Here is an 18,309-nt window from a genome sequence, read left to right as displayed (position 1 = left end):
TAAGAATATGATTTGTATATGAGGAATCAATGCTAGTAAAGGCGTCCATACTATTTTTCTTACTTCAAGCTAGCTCTTTTGCGCAAAATTCGTTCCAAAGCGAACTTGAAATGCTGGAGAAGTCATCAAAAGATATTGATATCTCGAATTGGGACATCGCACAACAGGGAGATAATTCCTCCCAAGATAGTATCTCCTTATCCTCAAGCGCTCTACAAAAAGAAGAGCTGCCACCAACTCAAAACAAAGTTCTAAAAGAGCAAACCAAACAAAGTGAAATCAAAAGGATTCGCAAAAGGTCTAGATAATTGATTCAACTTGCAAAAAGTATCATCATTTTCTCAATCACAATTTTTTGCGCTAACGCAATTGATCTTACAGAACAAGCTAGAAAATATATAAAGTGCCATTCTCAATTTTTAAACAAGCGTGTTGATCTCAATGACCCAATCTTAATAGATCTTAACTCAGGCAAGACTGATGCTAAAAAGGCCTGCCTACAAATTATTTCTCATGCAAAATTTAGTAAAAGTGGGCAACTAGAAAATCTTGACTCAAAGTCATTTACAGTTCTTAATACTTTTCAAAATCTCCATTCCTCTTGGTTTAAGCTTTATAACTTTAACTCAGATACACAAGATCACTCTAATACAAATGTATTTGACTCAAATCAGGCCGCTTATCATTTTACGCTCTCACTCTTTGGCCAGTCATATCCACTAAATAATATCTTTCTCTCTTCAAAAACACTTAAGGCAAAGAGAGTTGGAAATGATGAAAATATTTTTCAAAATGATAGAGATATAAGTGCGATAAGGTCTCACTTAGATGGTATGCATAAGAGAAAATGGTCAGTTGGAGGCGTACAAGATAATCCAACCGATTTTGGCGAAACTTACCTATGGAAACCAGAACTTATTGAATTTGGGCAACTATATGCTATCACCGAGCTCGACAGTAGTACTCAATATTTCACAAGGTTAAAGGAGTCCAAAAGAATTGAGGGAATAAACTTAAAAAAATCACGATTCCCCGGAGCTTTTGGTAGTATTTCCTATTTAATGCTAAATGCAGGTCACAATAATCGTACAACGGATGGAGCTGAAAAACTTCATCGCCGTTGGGCCCAAAATCTCTTTTCAGATTTTCTTTGTAGAGACTTGCCCTTAATAAAAACAGAAGACGCTACTTATTCGAAGAATTCAAAAATATCATTTAGGAAAAAAAGCTCCTGTATGCACTGTCATTTAAGTATCGACCCACTCGCTAGCACAATTAGAAATCTCGAAATCTTTAACGCAGGCGAAGTATTCACTGGCTCTTTTACATTTAGGGCCATTCAGGAACATCCCGCCATTCATGATTTTTCAGATAATCTTGATAAAAGAGATAAGTATTTTTTTCAAAGACCACCAACTGGAAAGTTAATATTTAGAGATATCTATGGAAAGCTTATTTCAAAGAAACTAAGCTCTCCTGCCCAAATTGGAAAAGAACTAGCAAAGCTCGATGATCCATATATTTGTACAGCTTCTAGATACTTTGAATTTCTAACTGGCGAAAAAAATCTCATAACGGAGAACTCTTTTTCTATAGAAAACTTAACACAGAAAAAAGAATTCATTCTCGAACTTGCAAAAGAATTGAAAGAAAGTGGAGACCTTTCCAAAGTCATAGGAGAGCTCATCAGCTCAAAATTCTATGTTGGAGTGTCCCCATGAAAAGAAGGAGTTTTCTCTATACCATAGGTGCGATTGGATCTATCTACCCTATTAAAGAGTTATTAAAGCTTATAACTCATGCACCAAACTCAAGCTCATTTTCAAGGTTAGAAAGGTCTGAAACACGCAACTATTTTCAATTTAACATGTACGGTGGTCCAACTAGATGGAACTATGATCACCTACTAAAACCTTTTGATGAGGATATATTTTATCAACACCCTATGGTGGGAAATGAGTTTGTAACTTCTTCATCTGGAGAGATTCAATCACTTGCCTATAATATTAGAAAATATAAACAAGTAAATGTTCCAACACTTTGGCACAATCACATCCCAACAACGAGTAACGACCAAGTAAAAATGACAAACCTTTTAGATAATTGTCTGATGGTCAGAGGAATTCACCACGGGGGACTGACTGGTCACCCAATGGTATGCTCAAAGCTAATAGCCCCATCTCTTGGAGGAATGAGCATCAACGGAGTACTTGCGGATCGAAGTCAAAAACCATTCAAATCAATCTCAATTGGAAATACTCCACTTAATCGTGCCTATAAATCTCATCACTCAAGTGCAACTAATATTAACTCAGACCATGTCAACTATCTTCACTACCTATTAGATCCATTATCCGGCGATGGTAAAAAGGGCCTACCTTCTACAAAGGAAATTGAATCCGCCATAGATGAAGCACTAGATAATCTAAAAACGAGTAACAACTCTCTTAGTAACGATCTTCATAGTGCTAGAAGGTTTTTCAGACAGAGTATAGATGGTCTTCTAGCAGACTATGATTTACTTTTAAAAAAATATAAAGACCTCATCTCTAGAGCTTTAAAGACGAGAATAGAGGGGGTTACATCTAACAAGTTAGTTCCTAAACTTCATGCTGGAAAGATTGAAAATGTAGATCAAGTTTATGGGGCCTATAAGCTTATAGATAAGTACTTATTAGATGATGACTTGCGAACAATTTTAGATGACGTAGAAATTGAAACCATGGCACAAGAATTTGCACTCACTGAATACGTTCTCATTAACGGTCTGAGTTCATCGATAGTTGTCTCCTGTAAAAATGAGATTGGAAATATTCTAAAAAATATTATCTCAAAGAGGGCCTATAGCGAAGAGAGCTTAAAAAGCGCGGATGGAAAGTTTCGCACTAATATTGTTGCCGCCTCATTTGATTCTCATGCAACTGGTTCCTATATAAATCTTTTGACAACTTCTCAATACTACTTATCCTTAGCGAGTTGTTTAAATGAATTAATCTCACGCCTAAAAGAAACTAAAATTGGCAATATTAGTCTGTTCGATGAAACACTCATTCATATAAGTTCGGAGTTTGATAGAATACCAGATGACCTACTGTGTGGAAGTGCTCACAATGAACAGGCCCATAGTTCGACATTCTATAGCGGTGCTATTAAGGGCCCTCAAGTGGTTGGTAATATATTCACTTCACTCAATAGTTCCAATAAAAAATGGGGAACAATTGGAAATAGTGCTCCAATAAAAAGCTTCAATAATCAAAGACTAAATATTGGACATCTATCATCGTCCATAGCTGCAGTTTTAAGAATTAATCCTCTGATAAAAAGAGCAAATCCATTTCTAGAATTGAAAAATGAGCAAGTCCACCTTACTGTCGACAAAGCTCAAAATATTGAGGGGGCCTATGAAGATTTTATTAATTCTTAGTCTCACTTTACTATCCTACTCTAGGGCTAGCTTTGCTAAAGAAGTCATTGGTAATCGTCACTATATTGCAAATACATTGAATGAAATCTTTGGAAAAAAAAGCGTTAAGTACACTGATCAGTTTATAACTTCAAATATCGAAATATTTGGAGCTCCTTGCAATATTTATGATCAAGTAAGAATAGCTCCAGACACTGTAAAAGAAATCAAAAGCTCGTGCTTTGATAGAAAGGGAAATCACAAGGCCCCAATATCGCCAAATTCAAGTATTCTTCGAAGTGGATATATGATTAAAGTTTGTAAACTGATGACTGCAGATGAGCTTTTAATGAATGAATACTTCATGAAAAAAGGACTCGTGAGCACAGATGCTTTTAATACTTCGTACTTTCTTAGTATTTACAACGACTTCTATCCCTATTCGCCCCCAACAGAGCAAGTAATCGAGAGTTTTAAAAAGATTCACAACTCTTCATCAAGATCAATTGCTTGGAATTATGTGACCTACGCTCTTTGTATTTCTAATAAGTGGCAAGTTATCTAACTAAAATTATTACTTATATTCGCATTTCACTAGTCAAAGCTAGGGGCCTATAATAATAAAGAGCAATGAAAGTAATTACACTTCTATTTTTATTCGTAATAGCTGCTCAGGCATCTGATAATGACAATATTGCATTCTTACAATGGTCACAATCTCACCGTGAGATGTACCAGCTAAATAAGAAGTTTGTTAAGCGACTAGAAAAGAAAATTGAAGCAAAGCAGATCATAGGACTCGAACTAATCATCGCTGAGAAGTCAGATATTCGAGTCGAAAGCCGATTTGGTCATGCAATGTTTAGATTCGTTGATAGTGATTCTGATCCTGGTAATGATATCACTGTAAGCTTTGTAGCTGATGTAGATGGACCTGACATGAGTACGGTAGGCGGAATTACAGGAAAGTATACGATCTTTCCTGTTTTTAAGTCTATGCGCTTATATATCAAACAATATATTAAAGACGATGGTAGACCGCTAGAGAGACATATTATTCCGTCTGATAATTCAATGCGAGAAGACCTATTAGCGACCCTGCAAAATTGGTGGAAAGATATAGTAGATGGTGAACAAAGAGTTTATGAAGAGGCCTTAAAAGTAGCAAAAGAAGAGGCCATAAAAAAAGGTCAAGAACTCTACAAGGAAAATGGATTCGAAATTTTTGAAATGAAATTTAAAGATGATCTTCAAGAGAGAGTGTATTCATTTGGTATTGTCGAAAAAGAAAGTAACCCATTTCAAAATGATACCCAAAGAAATGAGGCCCTCTACAGACAAGCCTATAAAATTGCCTATAAGAAGTTATCTAAAAATCTAGCTGAGAATGAAATAATTCTTAATCTAGGTCAGGAGCTGTGGAGTGTAGAAAATGGTGAAAATATTTACTATATGACCTCTAATGACTTTGAATATGCACAAGAGCTGGCCCAAGCATTTTTTAAAGATCAAAAATTTAAACTCTTCACTAGATTCAATGCTTATATGGAGCCCAATGGTTACTACGCCCTAAAAATGGAAGATGAATTATCACCTTATGAGAATCTTTCCGTGAAAAATAAAGAGAAAGTTGAGTTGGTAATAAAAAACCTTGAAGTAAAGGGAATTCTAAGTGAAAACATGGGCAAGTACACATTCTTTTCAAATAATTGTGCTGGAGCAGTTATTAAACTTTTAAAAGATGCAAACTTTCCTCACAAGAAAAGAGTTGGAATCCAAGGTAGAGTCCCTGTCAAGCTAGACAAATGGATGGCCAGGTCATTACTCAATCCTTATCCAGCTTTCAGAATTGATAAGGCCGAGAAGTTAAAGGTCAAACTCTCTAAGCTCTTAGGTCTTAATAGAAAAGAGTTTGAAAACTATAGTTTTCCAATTTACCAGTGGCCTTCATTAGAAAGGAACTTAACCAAAGAAGAAACATTTTTATTTTATAATATCTACGACTCAACTCTAGAACAAGAGTACTTAAGTGTGGTCAGGCAATCTCTTTTAGGAAGAAGCGCACCAAACTACAATATTATTCATGGACTAGAGACAGCAAAGTCTGTCATTTATGAATTATGTACAACAAAACAATGTGCAAAGAGCATTACGAATTTATTAAAGAGCAACTGGACATCAAAAGAAATAAAGAAAGCAAAGAAGCAAATAAATAGAACTGGCAATAATACATTTATATATGAAGGATTGCTAAAACGTGAGTCTGTTCTAAATCACCTTAAACTCATTAAATACATAGACAAAGATTTTGGCCTCTAAATACTTAGAAGAGGCCTAATTTTTGAATAAACTGCTAGAAGCTTCTCAACCAACTCGTCAATAATTTCTTTTACTACACTAAACATTGCATAACTTGAAACTTGTTCTAAAAGGAAGCTAAAAATATCTTCTAGTACAGATAAGGCCGGCGTAAGTCCAAGTTTCTTAATAATTAGCTCTAAGACTCCATCAACTGACTCTACATCCTTACCATCGTTAGAGACATGATAAAGAGGGTTTGATTTTTTAGTGCTCACTATGACTCTCCTTAGACCAATCTTTTATTATTTGGGCCATATCATTAAACTGACCTTGCAATGGTAAAAACTCTTTTGAAGCATAGTCATAAACAGACTTCTTTTGAGACTGACTCTTAACCAATTGTGCTTTATTTAGAAAAGGTGCCGTGACAACTGCTTGTCCACCAAAGTGTTCGTCAAGAGAGTTCTTGATCTTTAAAAGATCATCGCTTTCTTGTTTACGTCTACTATCAACTAAGTTTGGAATATGAGCAAGAACCTCAGGAATCTGCGAAACGCCCATATCTGAAATATCCTCTAAAACTTCATAAAAGTGATTGAGTCCTTTTCTAGAAAAGTCATCAGGCCTAAATGGAACTATCGCCCCATCACTTGCACAGAGAATATTAACAACAATGAGCCCAAGAGTTGGTGGACCATCTATAATTATGTAGTCGTAGACCGTTTTTAAAGAATTTAGTTCAATAAACTTTTTTAGAATAAGCTGTCTTGCTCCATTTATTCCAGCAACCGTTAACTCTAGCCCTGAAAGCTCCTGACCGGCGGGTAATATATCAATATCACCTTCTCTACAGAGTACATCAGTCCAGATGGCGGCCCTATGTAGAGGTTTTAACTCTCTTACTGAGTTTATTAAGAGTTGAAAAATGCTTGTTGCACCTGTTTCATTAACATCAATATTGAAGAGATAACTTAAGTTTGATTGTGGGTCCATATCTATGCAAAGTACTTTAGCGCCACCTTGGGCCAAAGCATGTGCAGTATTGAAGGCCATTGTCGTTTTTCCTACACCACCTTTTTGGTTAAGAAAACTAATGACTTTGCCTTTACCAACAGGACTTTTTTCTCTTTGTTTATTAAAAAAGATTCCCATCTCACCCTCCATAGGTAGAACTTTACAAAAATTCTACCGCATGGGAGTAGTAATTAAAAGTAGAGAATTTGAGTTTTTACTATTCGATATAGTCTGCAACAGGGACTGGCGCAACACATCTAAAACCAATATCTACGGCCTTATTTCTTACAGGATCAACAGTTGGGATCAACTCTAGATGATAAGTACCCGAGCCATTTCCTTTCAAAAAGCTTCCACCAGTTGCCAATGAAGCATAACCACCTGTATTGGCAGCATTATTACCATCGTCAAGCAAGTTCTGATTCACTACGATAGTATCATCATGCATCTGTGTTGAAGTTATACCACTTGAGATACCTATTTGCTCAAAGAACATACTTACTAAGTGAGTTGGATTAGCTGAAGCATAAGTAGTCACAGCAGGTAGACCCATAGGAATAAAGAATCTACTCGCTCCATTACTTTTTTGATCATAGATCCAACTAGTCAAATATCCATCACAAACACCATTTGAGTCTACATCTATACATGGTCCTGAAATACCATCAAGTGCATAGGTTCCAAAAGTATTTCCTATTAATGGTGCTCCTGTGGCCACAAAATCATCACTTGCATTACCAATATAAGCTCCATTAACAGTAGTTAGACCCTGGCAAGTAAATCCAGTACAATCCATTCTATCATTACTCCACTCTGTAACATTTCCAACCGTATCTTGTAGTCCGTACTTTGAAATACAAAGAGCAGTCTTTGAAGACCCTGTCATTAAGGAGCGGATTCCGCTAGAGGCCGTACCAGGAATTGTAAAGATTGAATTCGCAACAGGTGATGAATCATCTGAATAGAATGTCGTAAGGCCATTTGCTGAAGAAGTATTACACTTTGAGTTCGAATTAAGTGATAGACCACCTTCTCTAGTATTAACAGTTGAATCAGAAACTAAATCATAATCCCAGTCAGAATAGGCCACCTGAAACTTTCTTGATGGAAGCTCAGAAGATAAACTTGTTCCTCTTTCTTCCCATGTTCCACCATTATTATAGTAACAAACATTTGTATCCGTATTTAAATAGTAAGTAGAAACTGCACCAGCTGGAGCTCCTGTTCCAGAAGTCGAAAATCTACATAGACCTAGAATTGGACTTGTAGAAACTTCACTACAAAAAGTATTGGCCTTGGCCTGTGACATATGAACAAGTGGAGGTAGTTGAGTTGTAGAATATTTAGCAACCAGATTTGTGAAACTTACTAAACTATCTAGCTCAGTCCAAGTACTCGTTCCTGCTGTTAATTCATAACATTTTCCTGTACTTCTATTATAGTAAACTTGTCCTTGTCCTGAAGTTGAAACTGATACGGTATCCACTGTAGGATCAACCACTCCAATACAACTCCCGTCGTTTGAAATATTTCCAGCTGCACTAGAACAAGAGGATATGACATCAGTCGACTTTGTATAAGGACAACCAGCTTCAAATCTATCAACGATCAGGTCTTGACCTAAGTCATACTTTCCTGCTCCATTATCACCAGGGCCTGCATAGGCACAAGTATAAGTTTTTAAAGTACTATCATAAGAATAGATCTCACCTGTTGAACTTGAATCATTTAACTTCTTACACATCGTGATATTGACAATATCTCTTGGTACTAAACTTTTATTTTCGCCAGGAACAAGAACTCTAATAACCGCCTGTGAATTAAAGTCACTTGTTCTAATCTGGAATTGATCAGATGAACCACTCGCAACAACGACAGGAACCACTTCATAGAAATAAACTGTATTTGGGATAGGCCCAAATTTAGAGTTTGTTGAATTATCAATATACTGAACCGTTATTGCAGAAACAAGACTCTTATTGATTGGTGACTTATAGTCAAATTCTTCATTTGAGAGTCTTCTAAAAATATTGTAACCGGCAATAGAGCCGCTTCCAGTTAGTACCATTGGGTTCCACTTCAAGCTAACAGAGCCAAAAGCATTATATTCTTCCCATGTATTAGGACCAGTAGATCTATAACAAGTTGTGGTTAAGCTTCCTGTTACACTTGGAGCTGTAGGAGCTACATAGAGAATCTTCGTAAAGAGAGAATTTAATTTTTGTGCAGTCGCAGGTGTTGAAGTTCCAATACAACTAGCTTCAGCAGAATTACAACCACTATCAAAGTAACTTGGAGTTACTCCACAGTAAGTATTAAATTCTATCCAAGTCGTCGTACCAAGCCCTGCTGTACTTGCATAGTAGCACTTATTATTTGTTGTTTCGTAGTAAACACTATGAACTTCATCAGCATAACTTGTGCCGAACTCAGCTGATGTCCCAGAACATTCTTTTCCACCACTACATTTGGTTTCGCTATAATTACAAACAAGATTCTCATCTTTAACATCGCCAAAATGATCAACTTTTGGTCCAGAAGCAACAATTGAGCTCCAACCATTATGTTGAATGGCCACATCAGCTATTTTTAAATTAAACGTAGAAGTAAATGAGTTAATGGCCGTAGCACCACTATACTCTGAGAAGTTAATTCTAATATCAGTAACACCTACTTTTGAAGATGTTGGAATAATCTCAATAGATAAGTCTTCAAGATCGAGTGAAGAAGCACCGGCCGCTCCACCAATATTTGGATTTCCACCACAGCTATAAATTGTTGTCGGAGTTGTTCCTGTATTAAGACACATAGGTACGGCAACATCACCATAGTAGAATTTAATATTTTCAGTTTTGATTGGAACAAGATTTTGCCCTGAATCTAATACTTCCACATTTGTGATACGAATAGTATTCGCGTCTTCAGTTGTATCTGCACCACCTTCATCAATTTTAATATTATTAATTTTAATGGAACCATTTTGGTGAACAATTTGATTTGGAATAACTGAAGAATAATCAGTAAAAATACTCCAAGTGTATGCTCCAGTTGTTCCACTACTCTTATAACAAACTGCAGACTGTGAATCATAATAATAAAGGTCAGCTGCTGTTGGAACAAAACCTTTCACTGTTGGCGATCCAGTGTTCACACACCCACTTAGTCCACAATCTTTCACTGTAGGATAAGTTGAATACGGGCATATTACTGGAGTATCATCAACAGGAGTAATATTAATATGATAAGTTCCTCTTGCTGTTAGGCCAGAAGAGTCAGTGACTTGATAGTTAAACTTATGTGCACTTATTTCGGCCCCACTTAAGTTTGTCGTAGTATTTGCAATAACAAGCTGATTTGTACCAACCGCAACAGAAACAAGTTCAGAAGCATATGGATGTGAATCGATTGCAGTTTTCACTGCATTTAAATCACTAACACCTAACTCTAAGTAGACATTAATAATACTATTAGAAGTTATCGTTATATATTCAGTAAAATTAGCAGCTCCCGCATCACCAATTAAATTTACAGTTATATCGTTTCCTGATTCGCCATAGGCCTTGGCAGTAAATGTAATGCTTCCACCATTATGAGCAAGCGTTCCATTAGCAAGAGTAGTAGAGACCCCATTAATATTTCCATCTTTAGGATAGAAAGTACAAGTTGTTGCAATATTAATATTATTTGCACCATCAACACATCCACCTAAAGTCCCTCCATCAATATCACCATCATTTAGATAAGTATAAGTAAGGGTGTCTCCATCTAAATCGAGGCCACTTGCAAAACTAAAACTATAAGGTGTTGTATCAACAGTTGCTGTCGCAGATTCATTATGAGTAGTTGAAAGATATCTTGCAAAAGGAACATCATTAACTGGATTTATTGTCACTACAGCATATTGCGTACTTGTTACCTGTGAGTTTGCATCTGTAATATTCCAAGTAAAATAAGCATTACCAGTAACATTAGGCTTAGGCTTTAATGTCACTGTACAAGTCTGATCTGTTCCAGAACAAGTACAAGTACCTTTTTCAATAAGATTTGATGTAGAAGGAGCACCCACAAAAGTAGCATCAGTTGGGTTTACTGAACAAAGTGCCGCGTTGTCATTTTCTGCATCTGTAATCGAAAGAGTAAGTGTCTTTTCAGTATCTTCAGTAAAAATTAGATCTAAACTTGAAATCGGTACCGCAACAGGAAGATCATCTTGTAGCTCTACATCAATACTTCCATAACCAAGCCCTAAACTTACACCTGACTCGTCTCTTACTCTATAAGTAAAAGTATCAAAAGGAGTATTGCTGGCCGAAAGGTATGCCTTAGTCACTGAGACCTCTTGCATATTAGTATTTTCTGTTGCCGTATTTGTTGAGGTCGCAGTTAAAAAAGAAGAAATATCTTTATCATTATTAATTGCATCAACAATTGCTTTAATTGAAGTATTTTCATTTTCAATATAAATAGTAATTTCACGTCCCGTTTTCTCTAAAAGAACATTATTGCCACTATTTAATAAAGGATGTTGCTTATAAAAGATAGAAATGGCCTCACCCATTGCTCCACCAGTCTTTGCCTGATACAGAATCCCGTCAGTTGCATTATCACCAAGTGTAGTTAACGAAGCAATCTTATTTACGGCCGGAGTCACACCAGCGTTACTATCTGTTGGGATATAGTAACAATTTCTATCGTTAGCCAGAGAGCCATCATTAGCAATAGAGCAGCTTGTGAGTGTTCCATTCACAGGAGGAGTCACGATTTCATATGTTAAAGAAAATGATTGATCACTTTCAACATCACGTCCTAAAGGGATTGTAAAATTAATTGGTAGTGAGCTCGTTGTTGTACTTTCAAGTCCTGTAACATGAAAATCAACAGCGTAAGGTAGGTCATTCACAGGAATAACAGAAACCTGAACTTGACGAGTTACAGATGTTCCATCTACACCTTCAGTAACATTATAAGAAATTCCAAATTCACCACTTATATTTTCGCCAGGAATCAGCTCAGCACTACATTGACCGGCACTACAGTAGCATCTCTTATTTATCCATTCGGCCTTAGTCTTAAGCTCAGTATTTAGATTCTTCGATAGAGTTCCATAGTACTGAAGAATTGGTTGGCCACTAATTGACTCGCAATATGTACCAAGGCTATCAACTCTTGAGGAAAAAAGGTTATATGCAGAATAAAGTCCTACTGTATCTTCTGTCGAAAGGATTGCATCATAGGCCATTTGAACAAAGCTCATTTGTGAAATTGCACTCGCACTCTCAACTGGATGAGTGATTGGATTTACTCCAACAGCGCATGAGTTAATTTCATTAAGAATTGCTAGAGCATCGGCCTTTGTACTAGAAAGGATTGGTGTTCTTATTTCAATATTTGTCTCTGTATCAAAGACCTGACAATCAATTGCTTGATCATTGTTTACATCAGTGTAGTTAAGAGTAAAAAGTGTAGAACCAGAGTCTTCATAGACTTCTAGCGTATTAAGAGTTGAAGTCGGGGCCTGTCTTACGTTGATACATTTTTGAGAAACTTTATTAAACTCTTCGCCGACTCCACACTTTGGAGACTTAGATTTTTTTTCCGCAACACAAGATGCAAAAATACAAATTGCAAATGCGAAAGTTAAAAAATTTGTCAAACGTTTAGTCATAAATTACCCAATACTCTAGCTAACTTATCGAAAACTTAGGACACAACCTTTAAGAAAATCGTAAGCTTTCTTATATTTTGAAAGAATTAAAAATTATAGGGAAAACTTGTTATATAACTTCAATAAACTCGATCACTTAAGGCATTTTTAAGACAAATTTCATCAACTATATTGCGAGATTATTGCCATATAAAATTGTCATTTAACAAAAAAATACAACTGTAACACTCAGGTATCAGGAACCCCTTACCCCTTTCAAATTTTGTTTTTTTGACTAAAATAGTATTAATGAGAAAATCTTTTCTTCTTTTTATTCTATGCTTGGCATTGTCCACTCCAGTTTTCGCCAATGAAAATCTTGTGATCGTGCAATCTGTTTCAAAGCAAGCAAAGACTTTTGTTATCAGAAAAGGAAGAGATGCTGGTGTCTCCCAAGGACAAGTATCACTTTTTTCAACTTCAGATATTTCTTTCACTGCTAGGGCCAAGGAAGTTACGAGACACTACTCTCTTTGGACGATGCTTGATAAAGAAGCAACCGTCCCATTTAAAAGGGATGAAATCGTAACTTTCACCTCTTCACTTGAGAGAGTTTGGAATGAAGTGATCATTACAAAACTTAAAGAGGTTGAAGCTCAAAAAGAAGAGAATTTTCTTAGATCAGTAACAAGATCATACCTCTCATTTAGAACGTCTTACTCACGATCTCTTAGCCAGTCTACATCTGAAGTTCAAGCAGAAACACTAGGACCAAGATCAGGAGTACACTTAGAGGCACTATACTCGAATAGATTAAATAGAAACTTAGAGTTTGGTGCAGGTCTAAGATATGACACAGATTCTTACGAAGGAACAAATCCAGAGAGAATTATTCCCTCTACACGCTACTTCCTAATTGGCGATGTGACCTATCACTTCAATGATTTTAGAAATTCAAGATCTCACCTATATGCTGGTCTTGGAGGTGGTATTGGAAGATCATCTACAGAGGTTGGAGATAATGTTAAAACAGGTAGTGCAACTCTTCTTCCCTACTTCAGATTTGGTTATGAAACCGTTCCAAAAGAGTCTTTCTTCTCCCTACTTATCGAACTACAGATTGAAAGTATCGTAGCAAGTGAAATCTTCACCGAAGGTGAAGAACAGGAAACAGGAATGGTAAATTCTAAGTTGTCTGTTGGTCTGAGATTTTAAATTTTTCACTTTTATTTGATACTAATAAGTCTATTCTTTTAGGATTATAAAGTCCTGGATACTTGTGATGATTCTTATGATAGTAGCCACCTGCCGTCATGAAGTTCATAAAAGTATAGAAAACTCCTCCGTCATGATTAAACATCACCTCGTCTCCCTTATCATCAAGGCCATGTGAGATATAATTAAGGTGAGCAAAACCCAGAAAGTATGTTAAAAAAGTAGGACCATAGAAAAAGAAAAAACCAATAGGCCCAAGCAATAAAAACCAAAATACAAGTTTAAGTACAACTGAGAATTTATAACAGATAAGCTGTTTTTCAATATTAGATCTACTACTCGAAGTATCACCATGATATTCATAATACTTAGAAATAAGAACACTGATTGTTTTATTCTTGGATGTCTTAATGAATTCAATAAATGTTAGTCCATGCGGAGGATGAGGATCAAGAATAGGGTCATCTGAATGTATATGATGTAACATGTGACCAACACGAAAATTTCTCATACCATCAAGGGCAATTGCTCCACAGAGCTCTCCTACGACGGTATTTAATATTCTGGGCCTAATATTGCCATGACTTGCATTATGAAAAGCAGTTGCGACAACAAGACCTAAGAGTAAACCTACGGGAATAAGGAGAAAACTAAGTCCAGTTATATTAAAAGAGAAGTAATCATTTTTAATAAGAATCAAAGCTACTATAAGTATAGAGAAAATAAATATATTATTTATAAAGTAGTCTAAAAAGTAATTTGGATCTTTCTTGTACTTATTCATAATTAACCTATTCTAAATTTAACTTTTTAGAGAGTTGCTCAAGACCATTAACTAATTTTAATTCAAAAATCTTGCTTCTTTTAGGAGTCTTAAGATCAATCTCTGGAACATAACTAATATAATTTTCATCACTTTCAATTATCTTTGAAGGATTAAAAACCTGTGGTCTTAAATGGTGATTCTTATGATAATAACCACCGAAAGACACCAAGTTTACAAACTTATAATATAGGCCGTCTTTAAGATTGATGATCTCAGAGTTACCTTCACTATTTTCAATATGAGTTGCGTAGTTAATATGTGCAAAAACAAATATATTTAATACATAAAGCGGTAAATAGAAAATTAGAAAGTACTTCAGCCCAAAGACTAAAAACCAAAACAAAACCTTTAAAGCAATCGAAACGTTGAAGAATGTTTTTTGCATAGAAATATTGGCCCTAGTTTTAGAGTTATTTCCAAAGAATTTAAAGTATGCTCTTTCTATAATGATTAATGTTGCCTTTACAGGAGAGATCACAAATCTTAGAAACGAATAGCCCCTAGGAGGATGTGGATCAAACTCAGGATTATCAGGATATTTATGGTGAAACATATGACCAAGAGTAAAGCCCCTATAGCCATAGAGCATGAGAGTTCCTAAGAACTCTCCTATTAAGTCGTTAGTAAATCTTGGGCCAACATTACGATGAGCACAGTTATGTAACACACTAGAAGGAAGACCACATAGAATAATGGCCAACAAGACAACAAGAGAATCATATGACTTGAAGTTAACTTCATAAGAAAATCCCTTAAAAGCTGCTAGTAATAAACAAATCACTGCGAAGAATATGCAATGAGCTATACTATAACTTAGTAGATAATTTGGATTTTTTTTGAATTTATTCATTCGCTAAACCTAACCAGTTATCGAGAATTCTATTAAATTGATCCCCACTGCTATGATGTGCCCAATGGCCACCTCGTAAAATTCTTATCTGAGCGTTATCATAGAATTGATTTATTTCATCAGTACTAGGAATATCTAAAAACTTATCTTTGTTTCCCCAAACAAATAGAGCTGGAACCCGCACCTTCTGTCTTGGTGCTCCAATGTAGGTAAAGACCTTTCTAAATAGGTGTTTATAAATCTCAATTCCCTTAAAGACGGAATTATCATTTTGATAGATTTTATTATTTTTATCAATCAATGACATTCTATATATAAGATTCAAAAAGAACTGAGGAAATAACTTTGTTACTATGAAGCGAACAAGACTCAATTGCACAAGAAATACATAGTATGACTTTAATATTTGAGAGAGGTTAAATCTTCTAGAATAAAACTGTTGTAATCCAAGACCATTAATATGGACTAGACCTTTAATATGATATGGAAATGCCTCATAGGTTCCAACCGCTGTAAAACATCCTAGATCGTGACCTACTAAGAAAACCCGTCTCTTCTCTGAAGGGTTAAACTTTTTTAGTAAGGCCTGAACATCGAGTATAATTTCTCTAGGGTGGATTCTCTTAAAGCTGATATCAGTATTATTTAGAGTCCCATGCATAAAAGGAACAATAACATTATACTTCTTTTTAAGCTGAGTGATTTGTTTATCAAAGCCATATGCAGTATCAGGAAAACCATGAAACATAATAACAAGATCTCTTTGTTCGTCATGATTTTCATTAATAAAGTAAATTTTCTGACCACCTCGAATGATCGTATCTATACAATACACTTAATATCTCCTAGAGATGAACTTGGTATTGGTAGCTTTAGGCCTTTATATCGACTTAACATCTCTTTTACATGCTTATGTTCCGATAGATGTAGAGTATGAGAAATATATGGTGTCGAGTTAAATAAAGTATGCATTAACTGGTAGTACGACATATTAGAAATATGATCTATACTTTTAGATAATGTAGCAAAGAACTGATGATGATTCTTATACTTCTTTAATTTCTTAACTTTCAATAGTTGTTTGAATGTCCATGTCATATTTAGAACTTCGGCCGTAATAAAATCAACCTTCTTGAACATTTGTGAAACTGGTCCAGATTCAAATTCTTTATGAACTTCAAGCATCATCTGAGCATAACTCTTATGACGAACTTCTTCTTCAAAGTGACATCTATGAATTTGATAATAAAGCGGATCAACTGAATCTTTTACTTCATGTAGGAAGTGATAAAAAAGAATCGCCTCTTCTTCTACAGCACTTATTAGCCACCACATGGCCATGCCACCCATATTAGAATTGAGAGTATATATTTTTTCGATGCTTGAATTTTCTGAGCTTGGTAAAATAGAACTTAAATCGTCAGGATCAATATTTACTTCACTTGCAAACATATTGATATATCTTTTAAAAGTTCTTGCGTGCTTCTTCTCTTCTTCAAAGAATTGTTCACCTAATGCAAATAGTTCTGGATTCACTGGATGTTTGTTTAGAAACTTCTCCCATACGGGTACTTTCAACTTGCAGGCAACTTCCTCAAGTTGAGAGATCGTAGAAGCTACAATTAGACCCATCAGCTGAGAAATAACTTTAAGCTCCTCTTGTGAGGCATTTGGAAATAGCGCTCTATTATTATCTAGAGGCAATAGAGACTTGTTTAGGTCAATACCCATTTCCCAATGAATATCTTTATCAAAGTCCCATGATTTCTTTTTTTGAATTTGCAATTGACGAGCTAATTTACGCTCGTCATAGATATCAAATTTCATAACTTCCTTTAGTTATAATCACTTTAGCAAGAAAGTTATTTTTATTGACTTAGTTGAGTATTGTTTACAGGGGTGTCAGGAGATTAAACACTAGATAAGTTACTGAAAAGACAATTATAGAACCAGAGGCGGACACACCTCTGGTAGGAATTTTTTAATTAATATAGACCAATTTCTTTTAGTCTTTGGATAAGAAAGTCACCTGCAGTGATATCTTCAAACTTAGCACCATCCCCTATACAACTAGGAACGCAGCTAAGGTTTGCATTTGAATGAGGGTGAACAAAGAAAGGCATAGAGAACCTTCTTGAGCCATCATTGGTAGGATTAACAACCCTATGAGTAGTTGCAGGGAGAACATTATTTGTAAGTCTACTCATCATGTCACCAGTATCTACAACGATCTCACCTGGAGATGATTGAACAGCAAGCCAAGTTCCGTCTTTATCTAGTAATTCTAGGCCAGATTCAGTCGCACCAACTAACATTGTAATTAGATTAATATCTTCATGGGCAGCTGCTCGGATAGAATTCTTCGTATCTTCGCCTTTAGTAGGAGGATAATGAATTGCTCTAAGGATTGAGTTACCATCATTTACCATTGATCTAAAGTAATTTTCAGGAAGGTCTAGGCCTTTTCCAATCGCTTCTAACAGTACAACTGATGTTGCATCCATAGAGTTATAAAGTTCATTAAATGTATTTTTAAACTCTGGAACTTCAGTAGGCCAAATATTTTCAGGGTAGATACCTTTATATGGTGAAGTTGCAGCAAGCTCTCTTCCTACGTGCCAAAACTCTTTAAGATCAGGGTTATCATTATCCTTTGCATGCTCTACTTTAAAAGGCGTATAACCACGTTGACCGCCGTTATTAGCACAGTACTTTTCTTTTACACTTACTGGTAGAGCGTAGAATTCACTTAAATATTCATAGGCCTTATCAACTTTATGCTGATCGACAGTATGATCTTTTAAAACAATAAAACCATACTCTTTAAGTCCATACATGAGGTTATCTACAAAACTAATCTGGTCAGAACTTGATCCATTTATATAATTTAATAGACTTAATTCAGGTACCTTTCTTACTGTTTCGTTTGTCATAACTGCTCCGTTAAATACTAATAACATAAATAATATTGAAGTTTTTTAACCCCATGCTTCATTAATGTCAAACTTATAAAAGGCATAAGAATGAACTTCCAAGAAGAGTATCCAAGTAATATC

14 protein-coding genes are annotated in these 18,309 nt (G+C 35.5%); 6 read left to right on the top strand and 8 right to left on the bottom strand.

Annotated features, from left to right (window positions below; translation table 11 throughout):
* Positions 1 to 29 precede the first annotated feature (29 nt).
* From DPQ89_RS06135 to DPQ89_RS06115, 5 genes are all read left to right on the top strand, one after another.
* On the top strand, positions 30 to 308 hold the full coding sequence (locus DPQ89_RS06135; RefSeq protein ID WP_127716040.1) for a hypothetical protein: 279 nt from the start codon (positions 30 to 32) through the stop codon (positions 306 to 308).
* Complete coding sequence (locus tag DPQ89_RS06130) at positions 309 to 1,721, top strand: hypothetical protein (RefSeq protein ID WP_127716039.1); 1,413 nt, start codon at positions 309 to 311, stop codon at positions 1,719 to 1,721. It abuts the gene before it with no gap.
* Positions 1,718 to 3,424, top strand: a complete 1,707-nt coding sequence (locus DPQ89_RS06125; protein ID WP_127716038.1) for a hypothetical protein — start codon at positions 1,718 to 1,720, stop codon at positions 3,422 to 3,424. Before DPQ89_RS06130 ends, DPQ89_RS06125 begins: the two co-directional genes overlap by 4 nt.
* On the top strand, positions 3,402 to 3,968 hold the full coding sequence (locus tag DPQ89_RS06120) for a hypothetical protein (RefSeq protein WP_127716037.1): 567 nt from the start codon (positions 3,402 to 3,404) through the stop codon (positions 3,966 to 3,968). The genes DPQ89_RS06125 and DPQ89_RS06120 overlap by 23 nt, the downstream gene beginning before the upstream one ends.
* 65 nt (positions 3,969 to 4,033) lie before the next feature.
* The gene (locus DPQ89_RS06115; RefSeq protein WP_127716036.1) at positions 4,034 to 5,722 is read left to right on the top strand and encodes a DUF4105 domain-containing protein; all 1,689 of its coding nucleotides are present in this window, start codon (positions 4,034 to 4,036) and stop codon (positions 5,720 to 5,722) included.
* Here the strand turns inward: DPQ89_RS06115 and DPQ89_RS06110 are convergent.
* The 3 genes from DPQ89_RS06110 to DPQ89_RS06100 form a co-directional block, all read right to left on the bottom strand.
* Complete coding sequence (locus DPQ89_RS06110; RefSeq protein WP_127716035.1) at positions 5,719 to 5,979, bottom strand: hypothetical protein; 261 nt, start codon at positions 5,977 to 5,979, stop codon at positions 5,719 to 5,721. The genes DPQ89_RS06115 and DPQ89_RS06110 overlap by 4 nt on opposite strands.
* A complete protein-coding gene (locus tag DPQ89_RS06105; protein ID WP_164848280.1) occupies positions 5,969 to 6,856 on the bottom strand; it encodes a ParA family protein in 888 nt (295 codons plus the stop codon). Before DPQ89_RS06105 ends, DPQ89_RS06110 begins: the two co-directional genes overlap by 11 nt.
* A 79-nt stretch (positions 6,857 to 6,935) precedes the next feature.
* Complete coding sequence (locus DPQ89_RS06100) at positions 6,936 to 12,383, bottom strand: hypothetical protein (RefSeq protein WP_127716033.1); 5,448 nt, start codon at positions 12,381 to 12,383, stop codon at positions 6,936 to 6,938.
* Between the two features lie 288 nt (positions 12,384 to 12,671).
* Between DPQ89_RS06100 and DPQ89_RS06095 the strand changes: the two genes are divergently transcribed.
* Entirely contained in the window at positions 12,672 to 13,577 is a 906-nt protein-coding gene (locus DPQ89_RS06095; RefSeq protein ID WP_127716032.1) for a hypothetical protein, read from the top strand.
* On the opposite strand, the gene DPQ89_RS06090 is transcribed toward DPQ89_RS06095, so the two are convergent.
* From DPQ89_RS06090 to DPQ89_RS06070, 5 genes are all read right to left on the bottom strand, one after another.
* A complete protein-coding gene (locus DPQ89_RS06090) occupies positions 13,549 to 14,361 on the bottom strand; it encodes a fatty acid desaturase (RefSeq protein ID WP_127716031.1) in 813 nt (270 codons plus the stop codon). The genes DPQ89_RS06095 and DPQ89_RS06090 overlap by 29 nt on opposite strands.
* 7 nt (positions 14,362 to 14,368) lie before the next feature.
* The gene (locus tag DPQ89_RS06085) at positions 14,369 to 15,253 is read right to left on the bottom strand and encodes a fatty acid desaturase (protein WP_127716030.1); all 885 of its coding nucleotides are present in this window, start codon (positions 15,251 to 15,253) and stop codon (positions 14,369 to 14,371) included.
* Positions 15,246 to 16,088 carry an alpha/beta fold hydrolase gene (locus DPQ89_RS06080; protein WP_127716029.1) on the bottom strand — a complete coding sequence of 281 codons (843 nt, stop codon included), beginning with the start codon at positions 16,086 to 16,088 and terminating at the stop codon, positions 15,246 to 15,248. Before DPQ89_RS06080 ends, DPQ89_RS06085 begins: the two co-directional genes overlap by 8 nt.
* Positions 16,076 to 17,080 (bottom strand): hypothetical protein, encoded by a 1,005-nt coding sequence (locus DPQ89_RS06075; protein ID WP_127716028.1) that lies wholly within the window; start codon positions 17,078 to 17,080, stop codon positions 16,076 to 16,078. Before DPQ89_RS06075 ends, DPQ89_RS06080 begins: the two co-directional genes overlap by 13 nt.
* A 158-nt stretch (positions 17,081 to 17,238) precedes the next feature.
* Entirely contained in the window at positions 17,239 to 18,186 is a 948-nt protein-coding gene (locus DPQ89_RS06070) for an isopenicillin N synthase family oxygenase (RefSeq protein WP_206611139.1), read from the bottom strand.
* Positions 18,187 to 18,309: the final 123 nt, after the last annotated feature.

Source organism: Halobacteriovorax sp. HLS (genome assembly GCF_004006665.1).
GTDB lineage: Bacteria > Bdellovibrionota > Bacteriovoracia > Bacteriovoracales > Bacteriovoracaceae > Halobacteriovorax.
This window is presented reverse-complemented; position numbering and strand designations above follow the sequence as displayed.